The 17,224-nt window shown below is 51.7% G+C and carries 15 protein-coding genes; 9 read left to right on the plus strand and 6 right to left on the minus strand.

Annotation, left to right across the window (positions count from 1 at the left end):
* Window positions 1-47 precede the first annotated feature (47 nt).
* A complete protein-coding gene (gene pckA, locus BEG40_RS10130) occupies window positions 48-1,670 on the minus strand; it encodes a phosphoenolpyruvate carboxykinase (ATP) (RefSeq protein ID WP_001309803.1) in 1,623 nt (540 codons plus the stop codon).
* A gap of 376 nt (window positions 1,671-2,046) precedes the next feature.
* Here pckA and BEG40_RS10140 point away from each other — a divergent pair, with 376 nt between their 5' ends.
* Window positions 2,047-3,768 (plus strand): DUF4153 domain-containing protein, encoded by a 1,722-nt coding sequence (locus BEG40_RS10140; RefSeq protein WP_105285350.1) that lies wholly within the window; start codon window positions 2,047-2,049, stop codon window positions 3,766-3,768.
* 143 nt (window positions 3,769-3,911) lie between these two features.
* On the opposite strand, the gene hslO is transcribed toward BEG40_RS10140, so the two are convergent.
* The 4 genes from hslO to igaA form a co-directional block, all read right to left on the minus strand.
* A complete protein-coding gene (gene hslO / locus BEG40_RS10145) occupies window positions 3,912-4,790 on the minus strand; it encodes an Hsp33 family molecular chaperone HslO (RefSeq protein WP_001135574.1) in 879 nt (292 codons plus the stop codon).
* 24 nt (window positions 4,791-4,814) lie between these two features.
* Window positions 4,815-5,216 (minus strand): ribosome-associated heat shock protein Hsp15, encoded by a 402-nt coding sequence (hslR, locus tag BEG40_RS10150; RefSeq protein ID WP_000660491.1) that lies wholly within the window; start codon window positions 5,214-5,216, stop codon window positions 4,815-4,817.
* Between the two features lie 10 nt (window positions 5,217-5,226).
* Window positions 5,227-5,895: a GMP/IMP nucleotidase gene (gene yrfG / locus BEG40_RS10155; protein ID WP_010351080.1), complete on the minus strand. Its 669-nt coding sequence runs from the start codon at window positions 5,893-5,895 to the stop codon at window positions 5,227-5,229.
* Window positions 5,896-5,959: 64 nt separating this feature from the next.
* Window positions 5,960-8,095: an intracellular growth attenuator protein IgaA gene (gene igaA, locus BEG40_RS10160; protein WP_105285351.1), complete on the minus strand. Its 2,136-nt coding sequence runs from the start codon at window positions 8,093-8,095 to the stop codon at window positions 5,960-5,962.
* Window positions 8,096-8,416: 321 nt separating this feature from the next.
* Here igaA and nudE point away from each other — a divergent pair, with 321 nt between their 5' ends.
* The gene (nudE, locus tag BEG40_RS10165; RefSeq protein ID WP_000045734.1) at window positions 8,417-8,977 is read left to right on the plus strand and encodes an ADP compounds hydrolase NudE; all 561 of its coding nucleotides are present in this window, start codon (window positions 8,417-8,419) and stop codon (window positions 8,975-8,977) included.
* 166 nt (window positions 8,978-9,143) lie between these two features.
* Here nudE and mrcA read toward each other — a convergent pair whose 3' ends face one another.
* Window positions 9,144-11,696 (minus strand): peptidoglycan glycosyltransferase/peptidoglycan DD-transpeptidase MrcA, encoded by a 2,553-nt coding sequence (mrcA, locus tag BEG40_RS10170; protein WP_010353804.1) that lies wholly within the window; start codon window positions 11,694-11,696, stop codon window positions 9,144-9,146.
* A 119-nt stretch (window positions 11,697-11,815) separates the two neighbouring features.
* Here mrcA and hofM point away from each other — a divergent pair, with 119 nt between their 5' ends.
* The 7 genes from hofM to aroB all read left to right on the plus strand — a co-directional run bounded on the left by hofM (window position 11,816) and on the right by aroB (window position 17,169).
* On the plus strand, window positions 11,816-12,595 hold the full coding sequence (hofM, locus tag BEG40_RS10175; protein ID WP_105285352.1) for a DNA utilization protein HofM: 780 nt from the start codon (window positions 11,816-11,818) through the stop codon (window positions 12,593-12,595).
* Window positions 12,595-13,134: a PilN domain-containing protein gene (locus BEG40_RS10180; protein WP_105285353.1), complete on the plus strand. Its 540-nt coding sequence runs from the start codon at window positions 12,595-12,597 to the stop codon at window positions 13,132-13,134. Before hofM ends, BEG40_RS10180 begins: the two co-directional genes overlap by 1 nt.
* Window positions 13,118-13,558, plus strand: a complete 441-nt coding sequence (gene hofO / locus BEG40_RS10185) for a DNA utilization protein HofO (protein ID WP_105285354.1) — start codon at window positions 13,118-13,120, stop codon at window positions 13,556-13,558. The genes BEG40_RS10180 and hofO overlap by 17 nt, the downstream gene beginning before the upstream one ends.
* Window positions 13,548-13,952 carry a DUF2531 family protein gene (locus BEG40_RS10190; RefSeq protein ID WP_105285355.1) on the plus strand — a complete coding sequence of 135 codons (405 nt, stop codon included), beginning with the start codon at window positions 13,548-13,550 and terminating at the stop codon, window positions 13,950-13,952. The genes hofO and BEG40_RS10190 overlap by 11 nt, the downstream gene beginning before the upstream one ends.
* Window positions 13,864-15,102, plus strand: coding sequence for a DNA uptake porin HofQ (gene hofQ, locus BEG40_RS10195; protein WP_105285356.1), 1,239 nt, complete (start codon window positions 13,864-13,866; stop codon window positions 15,100-15,102). The genes BEG40_RS10190 and hofQ overlap by 89 nt, the downstream gene beginning before the upstream one ends.
* A gap of 400 nt (window positions 15,103-15,502) precedes the next feature.
* A complete protein-coding gene (gene aroK, locus BEG40_RS10200; protein ID WP_000818618.1) occupies window positions 15,503-16,024 on the plus strand; it encodes a shikimate kinase AroK in 522 nt (173 codons plus the stop codon).
* Between the two features lie 56 nt (window positions 16,025-16,080).
* On the plus strand, window positions 16,081-17,169 hold the full coding sequence (gene aroB / locus BEG40_RS10205; protein ID WP_105285357.1) for a 3-dehydroquinate synthase: 1,089 nt from the start codon (window positions 16,081-16,083) through the stop codon (window positions 17,167-17,169).
* Window positions 17,170-17,224: the final 55 nt, after the last annotated feature.

The following is a 17,224-nucleotide window of genomic DNA, read 5'->3' on the forward strand; positions in this document are numbered from 1 at the left end:
TTTGCTTTCTATAAGATACTGGATAGATATTCTCCAGCTTCAAACCATTACAGCTTCGGACCAGCCGCTACCAGCGCAGCACCCGCAGGGGTGTCGGTATATTTATCGAAGTTGTCGATAAACAGTTTCGCCAGCGTTTCAGCTTTTTCCTGCCACTGTTCCGGAGAAGCGTAGGTATTACGCGGATCGAGGATTTTCGTGTCAACGCCTGGCAGTTCGGTCGGGATCGCCAGGTTAAACATTGGCAGAGTGAAGGTTTCTGCGTTATCCAGCGAACCATTCAGAATAGCGTCGATAATGGCGCGGGTATCTTTAATCGAGATACGTTTGCCAGTGCCGTTCCAGCCGGTGTTAACCAGATACGCCTGCGCGCCCGCTGCCTGCATACGTTTCACCAGCACTTCTGCGTACTGCGTCGGGTGCAGCGACAGGAACGCCGCGCCGAAGCAGGCGGAGAAGGTTGGCGTCGGTTCGGTGATGCCGCGTTCAGTACCGGCCAGTTTGGCGGTGAAGCCAGAGAGGAAGTGGTACTGGGTTTGATCGGCAGTCAGACGAGAAACCGGCGGCAGCACACCAAAGGCGTCTGCGGTCAGGAAGATAACTTTAGTTGCGTGGCCTGCTTTGGAGACCGGCTTAACGATATTTTCGATGTGATAGATCGGATAAGAAACGCGAGTGTTCTCGGTTTTTGAACCATCATCAAAGTCGATAGTACCATCTTCACGCACGGTGACGTTTTCCAGCAGCGCATCGCGACGGATGGCGTTGTAGATTTCAGGTTCTGCTTCTTTTGACAGCTTGATGGTTTTCGCGTAGCAGCCGCCTTCGAAGTTAAACACGCCGTCATCATCCCAGCCGTGCTCGTCATCGCCAATCAGGCGACGTTTCGGGTCGGTGGAAAGGGTGGTTTTACCCGTGCCGGAAAGGCCGAAGAACACCGCAACATCACCTTTCTCGCCAACGTTGGCGGAGCAGTGCATGGAGGCAATGCCTTTCAGCGGCAGCAGGTAGTTCATCATCGAGAACATCCCTTTCTTCATTTCGCCGCCGTACCAGGTGCCGCCAATCAGCTGCATACGTTCAGTCAGGTTAAACGCGACGAAGTTTTCAGAGTTCAGGCCCTGTTCTTTCCACTGCGGGTTGGTGCACTTCGCGCCGTTCATGACGATAAAGTCTGGTTTGAAACCTGCCAGCTCTTCATCGCTTGGGCGAATAAACATGTTTTTGACGAAATGCGCCTGCCAGGCCACTTCGGTGATGAACCGGACGGAAAGACGCGTGTCCGGGTTAGCACCACAGAAAGCGTCAACGACAAACAGACGTTTGCCGGAAAGCTGTTTGGTCACCAGGCCTTTCAGATGCTGCCAGGTTTCAGGGGAGAGAGGTTTGTTGTCGTTCTTACCTTTGCCTTTGTCTGCCCACCAGAAGGTATCGCGAGTGGTATCGTCACGGACGATATACTTATCTTTTGGTGAACGACCGGTGAAGATTCCGGTATCGACGGCAACGGCGCCCAGATTAGTTAACACCCCGCGCTCATAACCAGTCAGGCTCGGATCGAGCTCTTCCTGATACAGCAGGTCGTAGCTTGGGTTGTAAACGATATCATGTACGTCACTGATACCATAAGCCTCGAGTTCTTGCGGGGTCAAACCATTGTTAACGCGCATTTCACTGCTCCTTAGCCAATATGTATTGCCTGAATAGTAAAGTCTTTTTGGGGGTGTTAACCGCGACAAGGCTCATAGATTTACGTATCTGGAGAAATTCATATTTGACAAAACTCCGTGATTCCTGTCACGAAACGGTTGGTATTATCGCAGAAATAGCATTTTAGGTGTGGAAAATGTTCCTAAAAGGTTAAAACTTAGTTTATATGGCGAGAATGTTGTGAGTGTAATCGCATTCCTGAGTGAAATTGATGCAAATTCAATGAGTAAAGTATCGATTCACCACGCTAACTTTTTTTGATTACTTTCTGAAAAAAGCAAATTAGTCCTGCCTGGATGCGATAATTACCTCTCCTTTTGATTCTGGATAACCAACATGGAAAACGTTGAGCTTTCACCCGCGACACGCAGGGGAATGGTTGCTACCGGATTACTCCAGGGATTAGTTTGCTACCTGCTGGTCTCCTGGCTTGCCAGTAAAAATAACAGTTGGATAGTTTATGGCGTACCTGCGACCGTGGCGCTTTCATCCGTTTTGTTATTTTCTGTAGTGTCCTTCAAACAGAAGCGACTTTGGGGATGGCTGGCGATAGTGTTGATTGCCACTCTCGGGATGAGCGGCTGGCTGAAGTGGCAAATTGATGGCATGAGTCCCTGGAGAGCGGAAAAGGCGCTTTGGGATTTTGGGTGTTATCTGCTGCTGATGGGAATGATGTTGCTGCCGTGGATACAACAGAGTCTGCGTGAGCGTAATGACAATACCCGCTATAGCTATTTTTACCAGTCGGTATGGCATAATGTACTTATATTATTGGTGATTTTTATCGCCAATGGCCTGACGTGGCTGGTGCTTTTACTGTGGAGTGAGTTATTTAAACTCGTTGGCATCACGTTTTTTAAAACGCTCTTTTTTACAACCGACTGGTTTATTTATCTTACGTCAGGTCTGGTTACCGCACTGGCGGTGATCCTTGCGCGGACACAGTCTCGTTTAATCGACTCCATTCAAAAGTTGTTCACGTTAATCGCCACGGGGTTGCTGCCGTTAGTATCATTGCTAACCCTGATGTTTATTATCACCCTGCCGTTTACGGGCCTGAGCGCGATTTCTCGCCACATCTCCGCTGCCGGGTTGCTTTTGACGCTGGCCTTTTTGCAATTGATCTTAATGGCTATTGTCCGTGATCCGCAAAAAGCGTCACTTCCCTGGACTGGTCCGTTGCGTTGCCTGATTAAAACCGCTCTGCTGGTCGCCCCATTGTATGTGTTAGTCGCCGCCTGGGCGTTATGGCTGCGGGTCGCTCAGTACGGCTGGACTACGGAACGCTTGCATGGTGTGTTGGTTGTGGTGGTGTTACTGGTTTGGTCGCTGGGATATTTTGTCAGTATTGTCTGGCGTAAAGGGCAAAATCCCCTTGTTCTTCAGGGCAAGGTGAATCTTGCGGTTTCGTTGCTGGTGCTGGCGATTCTGGTGCTTCTTAATTCGCCGATGCTGGACAGTATGCGTATTAGCGTGAACAGTCATATGGCGCGTTATCAGAGCGGCAAAAACACGCCAGACCAAGTAAGTATCTACATGCTCGAGCAGAGCGGTCGTTATGGACGTGCGGCGCTTGAGTCACTGAAAAGCGATGCCGAGTATATGAAAGACCCGAAACGCGCATGGAATCTGCTAATGGCGTTTGATGGGGAGCAACATCTTCAGCAGGTATCGGAAAAAGCATTAGCCGATAATGTGTTAATTGCCCCAGGTTCAGGTAAACCGGATGCGACATTCTGGTCGGCCTTAATCAAAGAACGCTATAACGTGATGACCTGTATTGAAAAAGACGCCTGCGTACTGGTCGAGCAAGATCTGAATAGTGATGGCAGGGCAGAGAGGATCCTTTTCGCTTTTAATGATGAAAGATATGTTGTTTATGGCTTTGATCCTGACAAGAAAGAATGGCAAGAGCTTGCGATGAGTTTACTTCCGCGTGAAATAACGAAAGAGAAATTACTCACTGCCGCGAAGGAAGGAAAACTGGGGACGAAGCCTAAAACGTGGCGCAATCTTACGGTGGATGGTGAAACGCTGGATTTGAATCTGAATGAATGACAACGCGTATCTGATTTTTGCCGGATGCGGCGCTTTAGCTGACCTACAATAACTTGCGATTTATACCGTCGGCCTGATAAGCGCAACGCATCAGGCAATTGCGTCATGAAATCCGGCAGAGTTATCTCCGCCGGAAAAACTAATTAATGAACCTGCGGATCTGCCGGCGATGCATTGTTGCGGATCTCGGCAATATCCATCGCATTGAACAGATAGTGGTTACCGCAGTAATCACAATGCATGTCAATTTCGCCATCTTCCGCCAGGATGCTATCCACTTCTTCATCCGGCAGCGTTTTCAGCGCATCGGCGCAACGTTCACGCGAGCAGGTGCATTTGAACTCAACATCCTGCGGATCGTAAACCGTCACCTCTTCTTCGTGATACAAACGCCACAACACTTCGTTTGCCGGTAAGGTCAGCAGTTCTTCGGTTTTGATGGTTTCGGTTAGCGTCGCCAGATGGTCGAAGTCGTCCTGCTGGGCATTTTGCGCAGGCATTACCTGCAACAACATACCGCCCGCAGCCGGTTTGCCATCTACGTCGCCGGTGCGAATAAACAGGCGCGTCGGCAGCTGTTCAGAACGCATAAAGTAATCTTCCAGGCAGGCCGCCAGGGTATCACCTTCCAGACCAACCACGCCCTGATAGCGTTCACCTTCGCTCGGGGTAATGGTGATCACCACGTAACCATTGCCAACCAGCGTTTTCAGGTCAGCATTTTCCGGAATTTCGCCCTGTACGCGCGCCACGCCACGCATCTGCTGGTTGTTGTTACCGTTAATAACCGCCAGATTCATCGGGCCGTCGCCTTGCAGCTGTACGGTGATATCACCATCAAACTTCAGCGTAGCGGTTAACAGGCTGGTCGCAACCAGCAGTTCTGCCAGCACGTTTTTAACGGGCTGCGGGTAATCGTGATTCTCAAGGATCTGTTGCAGGGTTTCCGAAACGGTTACCAGTTCGCCGCGAACGGCAAAGTTTTCAAACAGATAACGATGTAATTGGTCATGTTGCGGCATAATCATCTCTCTTGCAGGTGACAGTTATTCACTGTCGCCGTGTTTAAATCGTAACAGGTCGCGGCGCTCTTTTTTGTCCGGGCGTCGGTCCGGGTGCGGCATGGTTAAGGCATTAAGTTTACGTGCCAGCGCCATTTTTTCGCGTTTCTCTACACTTTGTGCAGTCTCTTCATACAGCAAGGCTGCCTCGCTGGCGGGGCGACGCTGTTCAGTAATCGCCTTCACGATTACCGTTCGCTCGTCATTTCCCTGGCGCAGAGTGAGCGTGGCATTCAGTTCGACGACTTTACTCGGCTTGCTGCGCTGCCCGTTGTAATGCACCTTACCGCCTTCGATCATTTCACGAGCCAGCGCGCGGGTTTTGTAAAAACGGGCGGCCCATAGCCATTTATCCAGTCGAACCTCAACAGCAGGTTTTTCTTTCATGGCGTCTCCTTCACATTAGCGAGGGGATCAGGCGGCGGTAGTCATTCAGTGACGGATGGCGCTGATACTGTTTTTCAGCAATCCCTGAGTCGGGATTAGTGACGCCGAGGCAGTAACGAATACCAAATTGCGCGGCAGCATCGAGAATCGCTTCGCTGTCATCGATAAACAGCGTTCTTTCAGCTTTCAGACCCGTAGCTTCGGCCACCGCATTCCATAACCGCTGATCCTCTTTCGGATAACCAAATGTGTGGGTGGAAAGTAATAAATCAAGGTGCGCGTCGAGACCGGTATGCTCAAGTTTTACCGCCAGGTTATGCGGATGCGCGTTGGTGAGCAAAATTCGCTGCTTACCGCTGGCTTTAAGTGCCTCAAGAAACGGAATGGTATCTTCACGCAGTACGGCGCGCGGTCCCATCTCGGTGGTCATCGCACAGATATCCAGACCCAGTTGCTCACTCCAGTAATCAAGACAGTACCAGTTTAGCGTATGCTGCACGTCGTGATATTGCTGGCGCATATATTCCATCGCTTCCTGTGGCGTGACCCCGTTTTTCGCGCCCCAGGTTTCAGGCACCAGCGTTTGCCAGAAATAGTTATCGAAGGCGAGGTCGAGCAACGTGCCGTCCATATCCAGCAGAACGGTATCTACGTCCTGCCAGGCAATGTTGATATGCATGAGGGAAATCTCCAGAGTGAAGCAATTTGCGCGACAGGGTAGCATAACCTGCCGCGCAAACGTGTTATTCGATAAGGCTTTCTGAAGGGGTGATCAGTTGTGGATTCAGGCAGCTTTCATAATAGGCCTGAATTTCCATCATGCGAGTACGATGACGGTGATAACGACGCCAGGCCTGTACGCCATTATAGATGGCACTGCCCAGCATCGTCAGCAACAGCAATGTCGTGCCCAGATAGCGCCACAGGTCGGAGCGATCCGGGATGGGGTGCAAGCCGATATGCTGCGTACCGTTGGCATCGGTAAAAATATTGGTGACGATACCTTCGGCGTTAAACGGCGTATGCATCAGCATTTGCGCCAGTTTCTGGAAAGCGTTCCACTGTTCTTGCGGCGGGTAGTCGTAAAGTGATGCCGAAGGCCAGGGCTGATCAACAAAATCGCTGCCTTCGTCGCTGACAATCAGGAATCCTCCCGGTGCCGGGCTATTCAGTGATTGCGCCGCTCGCGCCGTTTCATGAGTAATGAATGGTGCTGTGGAGGTTTCCACCAGGTTATCGAGTGATTCTGCGCTCACCGGGCGGAGTAACACATTCACGCCGTCGAGTTTTCCAGCGTTAGCGCGTTTTACCAGTGCGTCCCAGTCCTTACTGTTGCCGAGATTCACCAGCGCATTTTTCAACCGAACACAATCATCTTTGGCGGCACAGAGATCGGCGGTTTTCAGCACGATGTCGCCAAAGTCATCAAGCAGTACCATGCCGGATTTCTGAATTGCTGAACGCAATGTGGCGCTGACGCGAGATTCATCATCCGGTTTCGGGTGCAACTGGCGGTTTACTGCCTCGGTCAGTGCCGTGGTCTTGTTGACCAGCTCAGATTCTGGTAATGGCAATGAACGGGCGTCATTCCAGATGATCTGCGAGCAGTCAAATGGTAAAAACGGTGAATTGGTTTTCGCGCTCCAGGTGCCTGACGTGCGGATATTACACATCCCTGTACCGCTAAGACGTAAGGTATCGCCTACACGTACTCCGGCATCTGCCAGTTGTTTAACGCTGGTGGCTTCAATGGTCTGCGCACCTTTCATCCACGAGAGGGTGAATTTCAGCGGCATATCCAGTGGAACCCAGAACAGCAGCATAAACAGCACCAGCAGCGAACCCACTGCGATAATCGTACTGCGTAGCCAGTGTTGCAGCGGGAAGTTTTTAACTTCGTCATGCAGTGAAAGATAGCGTCCCTGACGTACCACGTGCCGATCAAGATAGATATCGATATCCGTTTGCTGCCCCAGATCCTGCGCAATATAAGGCTGCCAGTGTGCGGGATAGACCAGGTCGATAATACCGAGCGAAATATTGTTGATCTGTTCCTGATCGTTTTCGCCAAACAATCCCCAACGACGTGGCGTACCACGCAGACAGTGGATCTCCCGCAGGGATGATTTTGCTGGTGGCGCAAATAGCCCCCACAGACCAGCTCCCAGCAGCAGTAACGCGCCGCCAGCCAGCCACGGGACAAATACATCCGGGGTAATCAGGCAGAAAAAGAACATCAGGAAAGAGGCGACAATCAGCAACGCTTCGCGTAGCCCACGCGGGCGACTAAGCGCATACTCTTCATGCGTTTCTTTGCGAATATTGAGCAGTTCGATTTGCTCGCTTTCTTCACCGCGAATCGACGCCTGCGTTGACGGGACAGGCTGTAACGCATAGCCGCGAGTTTCCTGCATGTACTCTTGCAGCGTATGACCGTTGAGAGAAATAACCAGCGGCAGCGAATCGGTATGGATCAGTTCAACGCTATTTTCATCGTTGATGTACTGCTCCCAGAACGGGGGCAGGTGGACTTCCACCGAATCGAGATAATAACGCCATTTGTTAGGATCGTCGGTCGAAATGCCATAACGCGTGATGGCGTGTGTCAGCATCATGACGTTGTTGCTTTCAGCGTTCAGCGTCAGTGAAACGGGGGCTGCGCTGGCACCCGTCGGGCCAGGAACCTGCAAAACCTGCGTCAGGCTGTCGAGATAATTTTCAACGGCGCTACGTTCTTCAGGCATGAGTTTGCGCGTTTGCGCATCAGCGAAGGCGTTAGTCCAGGGCAGTTGACGCCGTCTGGAGCGCACCTTTATCAGCCATCCCGCAAGTAGTGAGCAGGCCAGCAAAGCAGCTAAAAAAATCACAATGGTGCTCATGCTTTCCCCATCTTACTTAATTTGTCAGGTGTGATTAGTCGCATCCTGGACACAATATAGGATTCTGCGGTTGGCTATCGGCAAGCGTGGAGTTGAACTTGAGCATCATTAAGCGCATCCCAGTGACCGGTGATCATAGCAAACCCTCTGAGGGCGGAATATCAGCAAATTCCTGGAGTTATTTCAACCTATTGACTTTTAATTTGATTTGAGAATGATTATTTATTAAGTTACGTAAATGTAAATAACATGCAATTCACATTGCCGAATGCGTGTCCGATATCGCACAATAACTGCTGATTTCACAGCATAGATTCCACGATGAGCAAATCATTACAAAAACCCACCATTCTGAATGTTGAAACTGTAGCCCGTTCCCGATTGTTTACCATCGAAAGCGTGGATCTGGAGTTCAGCAACGGCGTGCGGCGTGTTTATGAACGAATGCGTCCAACCAACCGGGAAGCCGTGATGATTGTGCCAATTGTGGACGATCACCTGATTTTGATCCGCGAATACGCAGTGGGAACCGAATCCTACGAGTTAGGATTTTCGAAAGGGTTAATTGACCCTGGTGAAAGTGTCTATGAAGCGGCAAACCGCGAACTCAAAGAAGAAGTGGGATTTGGCGCAAGGGATCTGACTTTTTTGAAGAAACTCAGCATGGCACCGTCTTACTTCTCCAGCAAAATGAATATCGTGGTGGCGCAGGATCTTTACCCTGAATCGCTGGAAGGCGACGAACCAGAGCCACTACCGCAGGTGCGCTGGCCGCTGACGCATATGATGGATTTGCTCGAAGATCCTGACTTCAATGAAGCACGTAATGTCAGCGCGTTGTTCCTGGTGCGCGAGTGGTTGAAGGGGCAGGGACGATTGTAAATACGTGGAGCTTGCCTGATGCGCTACGCTTATCAGGCCTACGTGGTTCCTGCAATGTATTGAGTTTCGACGATTTTGTTGGCTGGATAAGGCGTTCATGCCGCATCCAGCATGAACAACGCGCACTTTGTCTGCAAACTGAAAAGGCGCCGAAGCGCCTTTTTAATCAGAACAACTCCTGAGCCTCACCATTATCGATAATGGTTGTCCCTACCTCGCGCACCGCCTGCTGTGTAGGCTGCGTACCTTCGATGAAATACTCTTCGCGGCTGTTACCACCGTTGGCCAGTTGCCCGGTGCTGCGATCAATATTCACCGTCACAATACCTGGCGGCGGCGTCAGCGGTTGTTCCGGTACACCTTCCAGAACGGCTTTCATATAAGCGTCCCATGCTGGCTGGGCGCTCTTTGCACCGCCTTCGTAACCGGAGATCTGATCTTTAATCGCCCCGGAAGCCGTGGTGTGACCGAGATTACGACGGTGATCGTCAAAGCCAATCCATACCGAGGTCACAACGCCCGGACCGTAACCCGAAAACCACGCATCTTTCGAACTGTTGGTCGTCCCGGTTTTCCCGCCGATATCATGACGTTGCAAATCACGACCTGCGCGCCAGCCGGTGCCTTGCCAGCCAGGTTCACCAAAGATATTGGTGTTCAGGGCGCTCTTAATCAGGAATGCCAGCGGTGTGCTGATGACGTGTGGAGCGTATTCTGGCGCGCCAGTTTTTGCTACTAATGCCTGATTAGCCTGCTCCAGCTGCGGCATCGGAACAGAAACATTCTGCTGTTCGCGAGAGATAGCCACGTCTTCAACGTCGCTGTTTTCCAGCACGTTCGATTTTTGCGTATCACCGTAAATCACCGGAATATCACATTCCGGGCAGGCTACTTTCGGTTTCGCTTCGAAAATCACGCCGCCCTGGTCGTTTTCAATTTTGCTGATAAACCAGGGGTCGACCAGGAAGCCACCATTAGCCATCACTGCGTACCCGCGCGCCACCTGCAACGGCGTGAAGGAAGCGGAACCCAGTGCCAGTGACTCAGTGTGGACAATGTTTTGTGCCGGGAAGCCGAAGCGTTGCAAATACTCTGCGGCATAGTCCACGCCCATCGCTCGCATCGCACGTACCATTACCACGTTTTTCGACTGTCCCAGCCCTTGACGTAAACGGATTGGACCGGCGTACTGCGGCGGTGAGTTTTTCGGCTGCCAGTCAGAACCCGCGCCTGCATCCCAGCGGGAAATTGGCACATCGTTCAGCATACTTGCCAGCGTCAGCCCTTTATCCATCGCAGCGGTGTAGAGGAACGGCTTGATATTCGAACCAACCTGACGCAGTGCCTGGGTAGCGCGGTTAAATTTGCTTTGGTTGAAGTCAAAGCCACCGACTAACGCCATAACCGCACCGTTTTGTGGATTGATCGATACCAGCGCCGAGTTCACTTCCGGCACCTGTGCCAGCCACCAGTCATCGCCCACCTGGCGAACCCAGATTTGCTGGCCTGTTTGCACAACATCGGTCACTTTACGCGGCGTCGGTCCCTGCTGAGTATCGGAACGATAAGGCCGTGCCCAGCGAATCCCTTCCATACGCAGCGTCACAGATGTTCCGTCCGCCAACATTGCTGTCGCTTCCTGCGGGTTGGCGCGGGTAACAGCGGCAGGTAGCAGCGGACCATAGGTTGGCAGCGCCTTCAGCGTATCGGTAATCTTTTTGTCATCCCACGCTGATTCACCTACTTTCCACAGCACATTGGCCGGGCCGCGATAGCCGTGACGCATGTCGTAGTCCAGTACGTTATTACGCACGGCTTGCTGTGCGGCCTGCTGCACTTTGCGGGTAATGGTCGTGTAAATGCGATAGCCGTCTTCATAAGCGTTTTCGCCGTAACGGTTATACATCTCCTGACGTACCATTTCGGTGAGATACGGCGCTGAGAAGGCGATCTCCGGTGCGTGATAGTTGGCGTTAATCGCTTCGGTGCGTGTCTCATCAAGCTGCTGTTGGGTGATATACCCTTCGTCCAGCATTCGCGACAGCACGACGTTACGCCGCGCGACGGCTCGATCCATTGAATAGAGCGGGTTGAAGGTGGAAGGGGCTTTAGGCAGCCCGGCAATCACCGCCATTTCGTTCAACGTCAATTGGTCGACGGTTTTACCGAAATAGACTTGTGCCGCAGCACCGACACCATAGGCGCGGTAACCGAGATAAATCTTGTTCAGATAAAGCTCGAGGATCTCGTCTTTCGTCAGCAACTGTTCAATACGAATCGCGAGGAAGACTTCCTTAATTTTACGCATTAGCGTGCGTTCTGGACTCAGGAAGAAGTTTCTCGCCAGTTGTTGGGTAATGGTGCTCGCCCCTTGCGATGCGTGACCGGAGAACAGCGCCACGCTTGCCGCACGGAAGATCCCCACAGGGTCAACGCCGTGATGCTCGTAGAAGCGGCTATCTTCCGTCGCAATAAAGGCTTTCACCATTTCCGGCGGGATTTGATCCAACGTAACCGGAATACGACGTTTTTCACCGTATTGAGCAATTAGCTCGCCATCGGCGCTGTAAATCTGCATCGGAATTTGCAGGCGTACATCTTTTAATGTCGCCACATCCGGCAGTTGTGGCTCGATGTAGCGGTAGAGGCCATAAATCGAGCCTGCTCCCAGCAGAATGCAACAGACTGCAAGGATCAATAAATACTTTACGAACTTCACTGGAAATTTCCCATTTAGTTTCATTTGGGCAGTTTATAAACAAACGCGCGGTAGTATAAAGGCAAGCCAGACGCATTGATATACCCGTCAGAGTGACGGGGGATAAGGAGATCATCACAATGGCATTTAAGACCTGGCAAATTGGTTTGCATTTACAACAGCAAGAAGCGGTGGCGGTTGCTATCGTGCGTGGCGCGAAAGAATGCTTTTTGCAACGCTGGTGGCGTTTGCCGCTGGCGACCGACATTATCAAAGATGGGCGCATTATTGACGCGGAACGGCTGACTAAAACGTTGTTACCGTGGAGTCGTGAACTGCCACACCGTCATCACATTATGTTGGCATTTCCCGCTAGCCGAACGTTACAAAGGGCATTTCCGCGTCCGGCAATGTCCCTGGGCGAACGGGAGCAAATGGCCTGGTTGACAGGTACGATGGCTCGCGAGCTGGATATGGAACCGGACTCCCTGCGCTTTGATTACAGCGAAGATTCGCTAAGTCCCGCCTATAACGTGACCGCTGCGCAAAGCAAAGAGCTGGCAACGCTGCTTAGCCTGGCAGAAAGATTGCGTATTCACGTTAGTGCGATTACCCCAGACGCCTGCGCTTTGCAGCGATTCCTGCCTTTTTTACCTTCTCATCAGCAATGTCTGGCCTGGCGTGATAACGAACAGTGGCTATGGGCGACACGTTATAGCTGGGGGCGCAAACTGGCGGCAGGGATGACAAGCGCGAATGAACTGGCCGCGACGTTAGCCATTAATTCTGAAAGTCTCGCGATATGCGGTGAAGGCGGATTTGACCCCTGGAATGCGGTTTCTGTGCGTCAGCCGCCGCTACCGCCGCCAGGTGGAGATTTCGCTATCGCGCTGGGGCTGGCGCTTGGGGAGGGGTGCTGATGAATCCGCCAATCAATTTTTTGCCATGGCGAGAGCAACGCCGGACGGCCTTTCTTCGCTTCTGGTTGCTGATGTTCGTTGCTCCTCTGCTGCTGGTTGTCGGGATAACGCTAATGCTGCGTTTGACAACCAACGCTGAAGTACGCGTTGACGCTGTTTTGCTTCAGGCGGAACAACAACGCGCCAGCACCCTACAAACCAGTAAACCCCGTTTGCTGGAACGCCAACAATTACGCGAACAGCGTTTGCAACGTCAGCGCCAGCGACAATTTACCCGCGACTGGCAATCTGCGCTGGAGTCACTGGCGGCACTTTTTCCCGAACAGGCCTGGCTGACAACGATAAGCTGGCAGCAAGGAACGTTGGAGGTAAAGGGACTTGCGACGAACATTACTGCGCTAAACGCACTGGAAAAAGCACTCCGCCAGGATGCTTCTTTTCAGCTCAATCAGAGGGGGGCCACGCAGCAGGATGCTCAAGGTCGCTGGCAATTTGAGTATCAGTTAACAAGGACGGTTAGCGATGGACATGCTCTTTGACTGGTGGTTCGCTACATCACTCCGTATACGCCAGTTTTGCTGGGCAGTCTGGTTGCTGATGTTAGCTACGCTCATTTTTCTTTCATCGACACACCATGAAGAGAGTGACGCATTAATTCGACTGCGGGCAAGTAATCACCAGCAATGGACTGCACTTTATCGCCTGGTAGACACCACTCCCATCATTGAAGAAAAGACGTTGCCCTTTTCGCCACTGGATTTTCAGTTGCCCGGCGCGCAACTGCTTTACTGGCATCCATCCGCTCAGGGAGGCGAGTTGGCGTTGAAAACGTTCTGGGAAGCTGTGCCGTCGGCATTTACACGACTGGCAGAGCGCAACGTCAGCGTGAGCCGTTTTTTGTTAAGCGTGGAAGGTGGCGATCTTTTGTTCACGCTACAACTGGAGATGCCGCATGAGGGTTAAACGCGGGTTGTTGGTAGGCATTGCCTTGTGCCTTTTAACCGGTATGCGCGACCCTTTTAAGCCGCCGGAAGATCTATGCCGGGTAAGCGAACTCACCCAGTGGCGTTATCAGGGGATGGTAGGGCGAGGCGAGCGCGTTATTGGCGTAATAAAAGATGGGCAAAAAAAATGGCGACGGGTGGAGCAAAACGATGTGCTGGAGAATGGCTGGACAATTTTACAACTGACGCCAGAAACATTAACGCTGGGAACTGGAAAAAACTGCGAACCGCCACAGTGGTTGTGGCAACGGCAAGGAGATAAAAATGAAGCAATGGATAGCCGCACTACTGTTGATGATGATACCCAGCGTACAGGCGGCAAAGCCGCAAAAAGTGACGCTGATGGTGGATGACGTTCCGGTGGCTCAGGTATTGCAGGCGCTGGCTGAACAGGAGAAGTTAAACCTGGTGGTTTCGCCAGATGTCAGCGGTACGGTGTCGTTACATCTCACTGACGTTCCCTGGAAACAGGCACTACAAACCGTAGTGAAAAGCGCCGGGCTGATAACGCGCCAGGAAGGCAACATTCTTTCAGTGCATTCTGTTGCCTGGCAGAATGACAATATCGCCCGTCAGGAGGCTGAACAGGCGCGGGTGCAGGCAAATCTGCCGCTGGAAAATCGCAATATTACTCTGCAATACGCCGACGCCGGAGAGCTGGCGAAAGCAGGGGAGAAGCTACTTAGCGCCAAAGGCAGTATGACTGTCGATAAACGCACTAATCGCCTTTTGCTGCGTGATAACAAAACGGCGTTAAGTGCGCTGGAACAATGGGTAGCGCAAATGGATTTGCCGGTCGGGCAGGTTGAACTGTCGGCGCACATTGTCACCATTAATGAAAAAAGTTTGCGGGAATTGGGGGTGAAATGGACGCTGGCCGATGCGCAACAAACTGGCGGCGTTGGGCAAGTGACCACGCTCGGTAGCGATCTCTCCGTAGCGACGGCGACAACGCATATCGGTTTTAACATTGGGCGCATCAGCGGGCGTTTACTAGATCTGGAGCTTTCCGCGCTCGAACAAAAACAGCAACTGGATATTATCGCCAGCCCGCGTCTGCTGGCCTCACATCTCCAGCCTGCCAGCATTAAACAGGGGAGCGAGATCCCGTATCAGGTTTCCAGTGGTGAAAGCGGCGCGACGTCGGTGGAATTTAAAGAGGCCGTGCTGGGAATGGAGGTCACGCCCACGGTATTACAAAAAGGTCGCATCCGACTGAAATTACACATCAGCCAGAACGTTCCGGGGCAGGTGCTACAACAAGCTGATGGCGAAGTGCTGGCGATTGATAAGCAGGAGATCGAAACGCAAGTTGAGGTAAAAAGCGGAGAAACGCTGGCACTGGGTGGCATTTTTACCCGTAAAAATAAATCGGGTCAGGATAGCGTACCGCTGTTGGGCGACATCCCCTGGTTCGGGCAATTATTTCGTCATGACGGAAAAGAAGATGAACGACGCGAGTTAGTGGTATTTATCACGCCACGGTTGGTTTCCAGTGAGTAAACTACCGCGAAAACGGCGATGTTTTCATGCTGAACATGTTTCATCTATTTGACGCGCGCAGGTATTTAGCATACAAGGAGTACCGATTTGAGAGTCGGTGCTCTTTGTTACCTGCGTTTTATGATGGTGATTTATCTTTCACGCGGCATTTTGCTGTCTTTTTTAGGCTAATCTTACCCGGTGATTTATCGCCAGAGCGGTGATAGCAAGGCAGTGCACCTGCAGCGACCAGATATGCAGAGGGATGGGCAATTTATTCAGTTGCCAAACCCGCTGGAGTATTGAGATAATTTTCAGTCTGACTCTCGCAATATCTTATGAGGTTTCAGTTCATGTCCTGCGGCGCTCTCTGAGCGAAGCGGGTTTATCATTAACGAATAGTCTTAGTAGTACCGAAAAAATGGCAGAGAAACGCAATATCTTTCTGGTTGGGCCTATGGGTGCCGGAAAAAGCACTATTGGGCGCCAGTTAGCTCAACAACTCAATATGGAATTTTACGATTCCGATCAAGAGATTGAGAAACGAACCGGAGCTGATGTGGGCTGGGTTTTCGATTTAGAAGGCGAAGAAGGCTTCCGCGATCGCGAAGAAAAGGTCATCAATGAGTTGACCGAGAAACAGGGTATTGTGCTGGCTACTGGCGGCGGCTCTGTGAAATCCCGCGAAACGCGTAACCGTCTTTCCGCACGTGGCGTTGTCGTTTATCTTGAAACGACCATCGAAAAGCAACTTGCGCGCACGCAGCGTGATAAAAAACGCCCGTTGCTGCACGTTGAAACACCGCCGCGTGAAGTTCTGGAAGCATTGGCTAATGAACGCAATCCGCTGTATGAAGAGATTGCCGACGTGACCATTCGTACTGATGATCAAAGCGCCAAAGTGGTCGCAAACCAGATTATTCACATGCTGGAAAGCAACTAATTCTGGCTTTATATACACTCGTCTGCGGGTACAGTAATTAAGGTGGATGTCGCGTTATGGAGAGGATAGTCGTCACTCTCGGGGAACGTAGTTACCCAATTACCATCGCATCTGGTTTGTTTAACGAACCAGCTTCATTCTTACCGCTGAAATCGGGTGAGCAGGTGATGTTGGTCACCAACGAAACCCTGGCTCCTCTGTATCTCGATAAGGTTCGCGGCGTACTTGAACAGGCGGGTGTTAACGTCGATAGCGTTATCCTTCCTGACGGCGAGCAGTATAAAAGCCTGGCAGTACTCGACACCGTTTTTACGGCGTTGTTGCAAAAGCCGCACGGTCGCGATACGACGCTGGTGGCGCTTGGCGGCGGCGTAGTAGGCGATCTTACCGGTTTTGCAGCGGCGAGCTATCAGCGCGGCGTTCGCTTCATTCAAGTCCCGACGACATTGCTGTCACAGGTAGACTCTTCCGTTGGCGGCAAAACCGCAGTCAACCATCCCCTCGGTAAAAATATGATTGGCGCTTTTTATCAGCCAGCATCAGTGGTGGTGGATCTCGACTGTCTGAAAACGCTTCCCCCGAGAGAGTTAGCTTCGGGGCTGGCGGAAGTCATCAAATACGGCATTATTCTTGACGGTGAGTTTTTCAACTGGCTGGAAGATAATCTGGATGCGCTGCTCAGTCTGGATGGTACGGCAATGGCGTACTGTATTCGTCGTTGTTGTGAGCTGAAAGCAGAAGTTGTTGCCGCCGACGAGCGCGAATCCGGCTTACGTGCTTTACTGAATCTGGGGCATACCTTTGGTCATGCTATTGAAGCGGAAATGGGGTATGGCAATTGGTTGCACGGTGAAGCGGTCGCGGTGGGTATGGTGATGGCAGCGCGGACGTCGGAACGTCTCAGGCAGTTTAGTTCTGCCGAAACGCAGCGTATTATTACCCTGCTTACGCGGGCTGGATTACCGGTTAATGGGCCGCGCGAAATGTCCGCGCAGGCGTATTTACCGCATATGCTGCGTGACAAGAAAGTCCTTGCGGGAGAGATGCGCTTAATTCTTCCGCTGGCAATTGGTAAGAGTGAAGTTCGCGGCGGTGTATCGCACGAGCTTGTTCTTAACGCTATTGCCGATTGTCAATCAGCGTAACAACAAGAAAGGTCAGGCCGCTTATCAAGTGGTCTATTAGCTTCAGGTTAATTGC

The organism is Escherichia sp. MOD1-EC5495, assembly GCF_002965965.1.
In the GTDB taxonomy this organism is placed as follows: Bacteria; Pseudomonadota; Gammaproteobacteria; order Enterobacterales; family Enterobacteriaceae; genus Escherichia; species Escherichia ruysiae.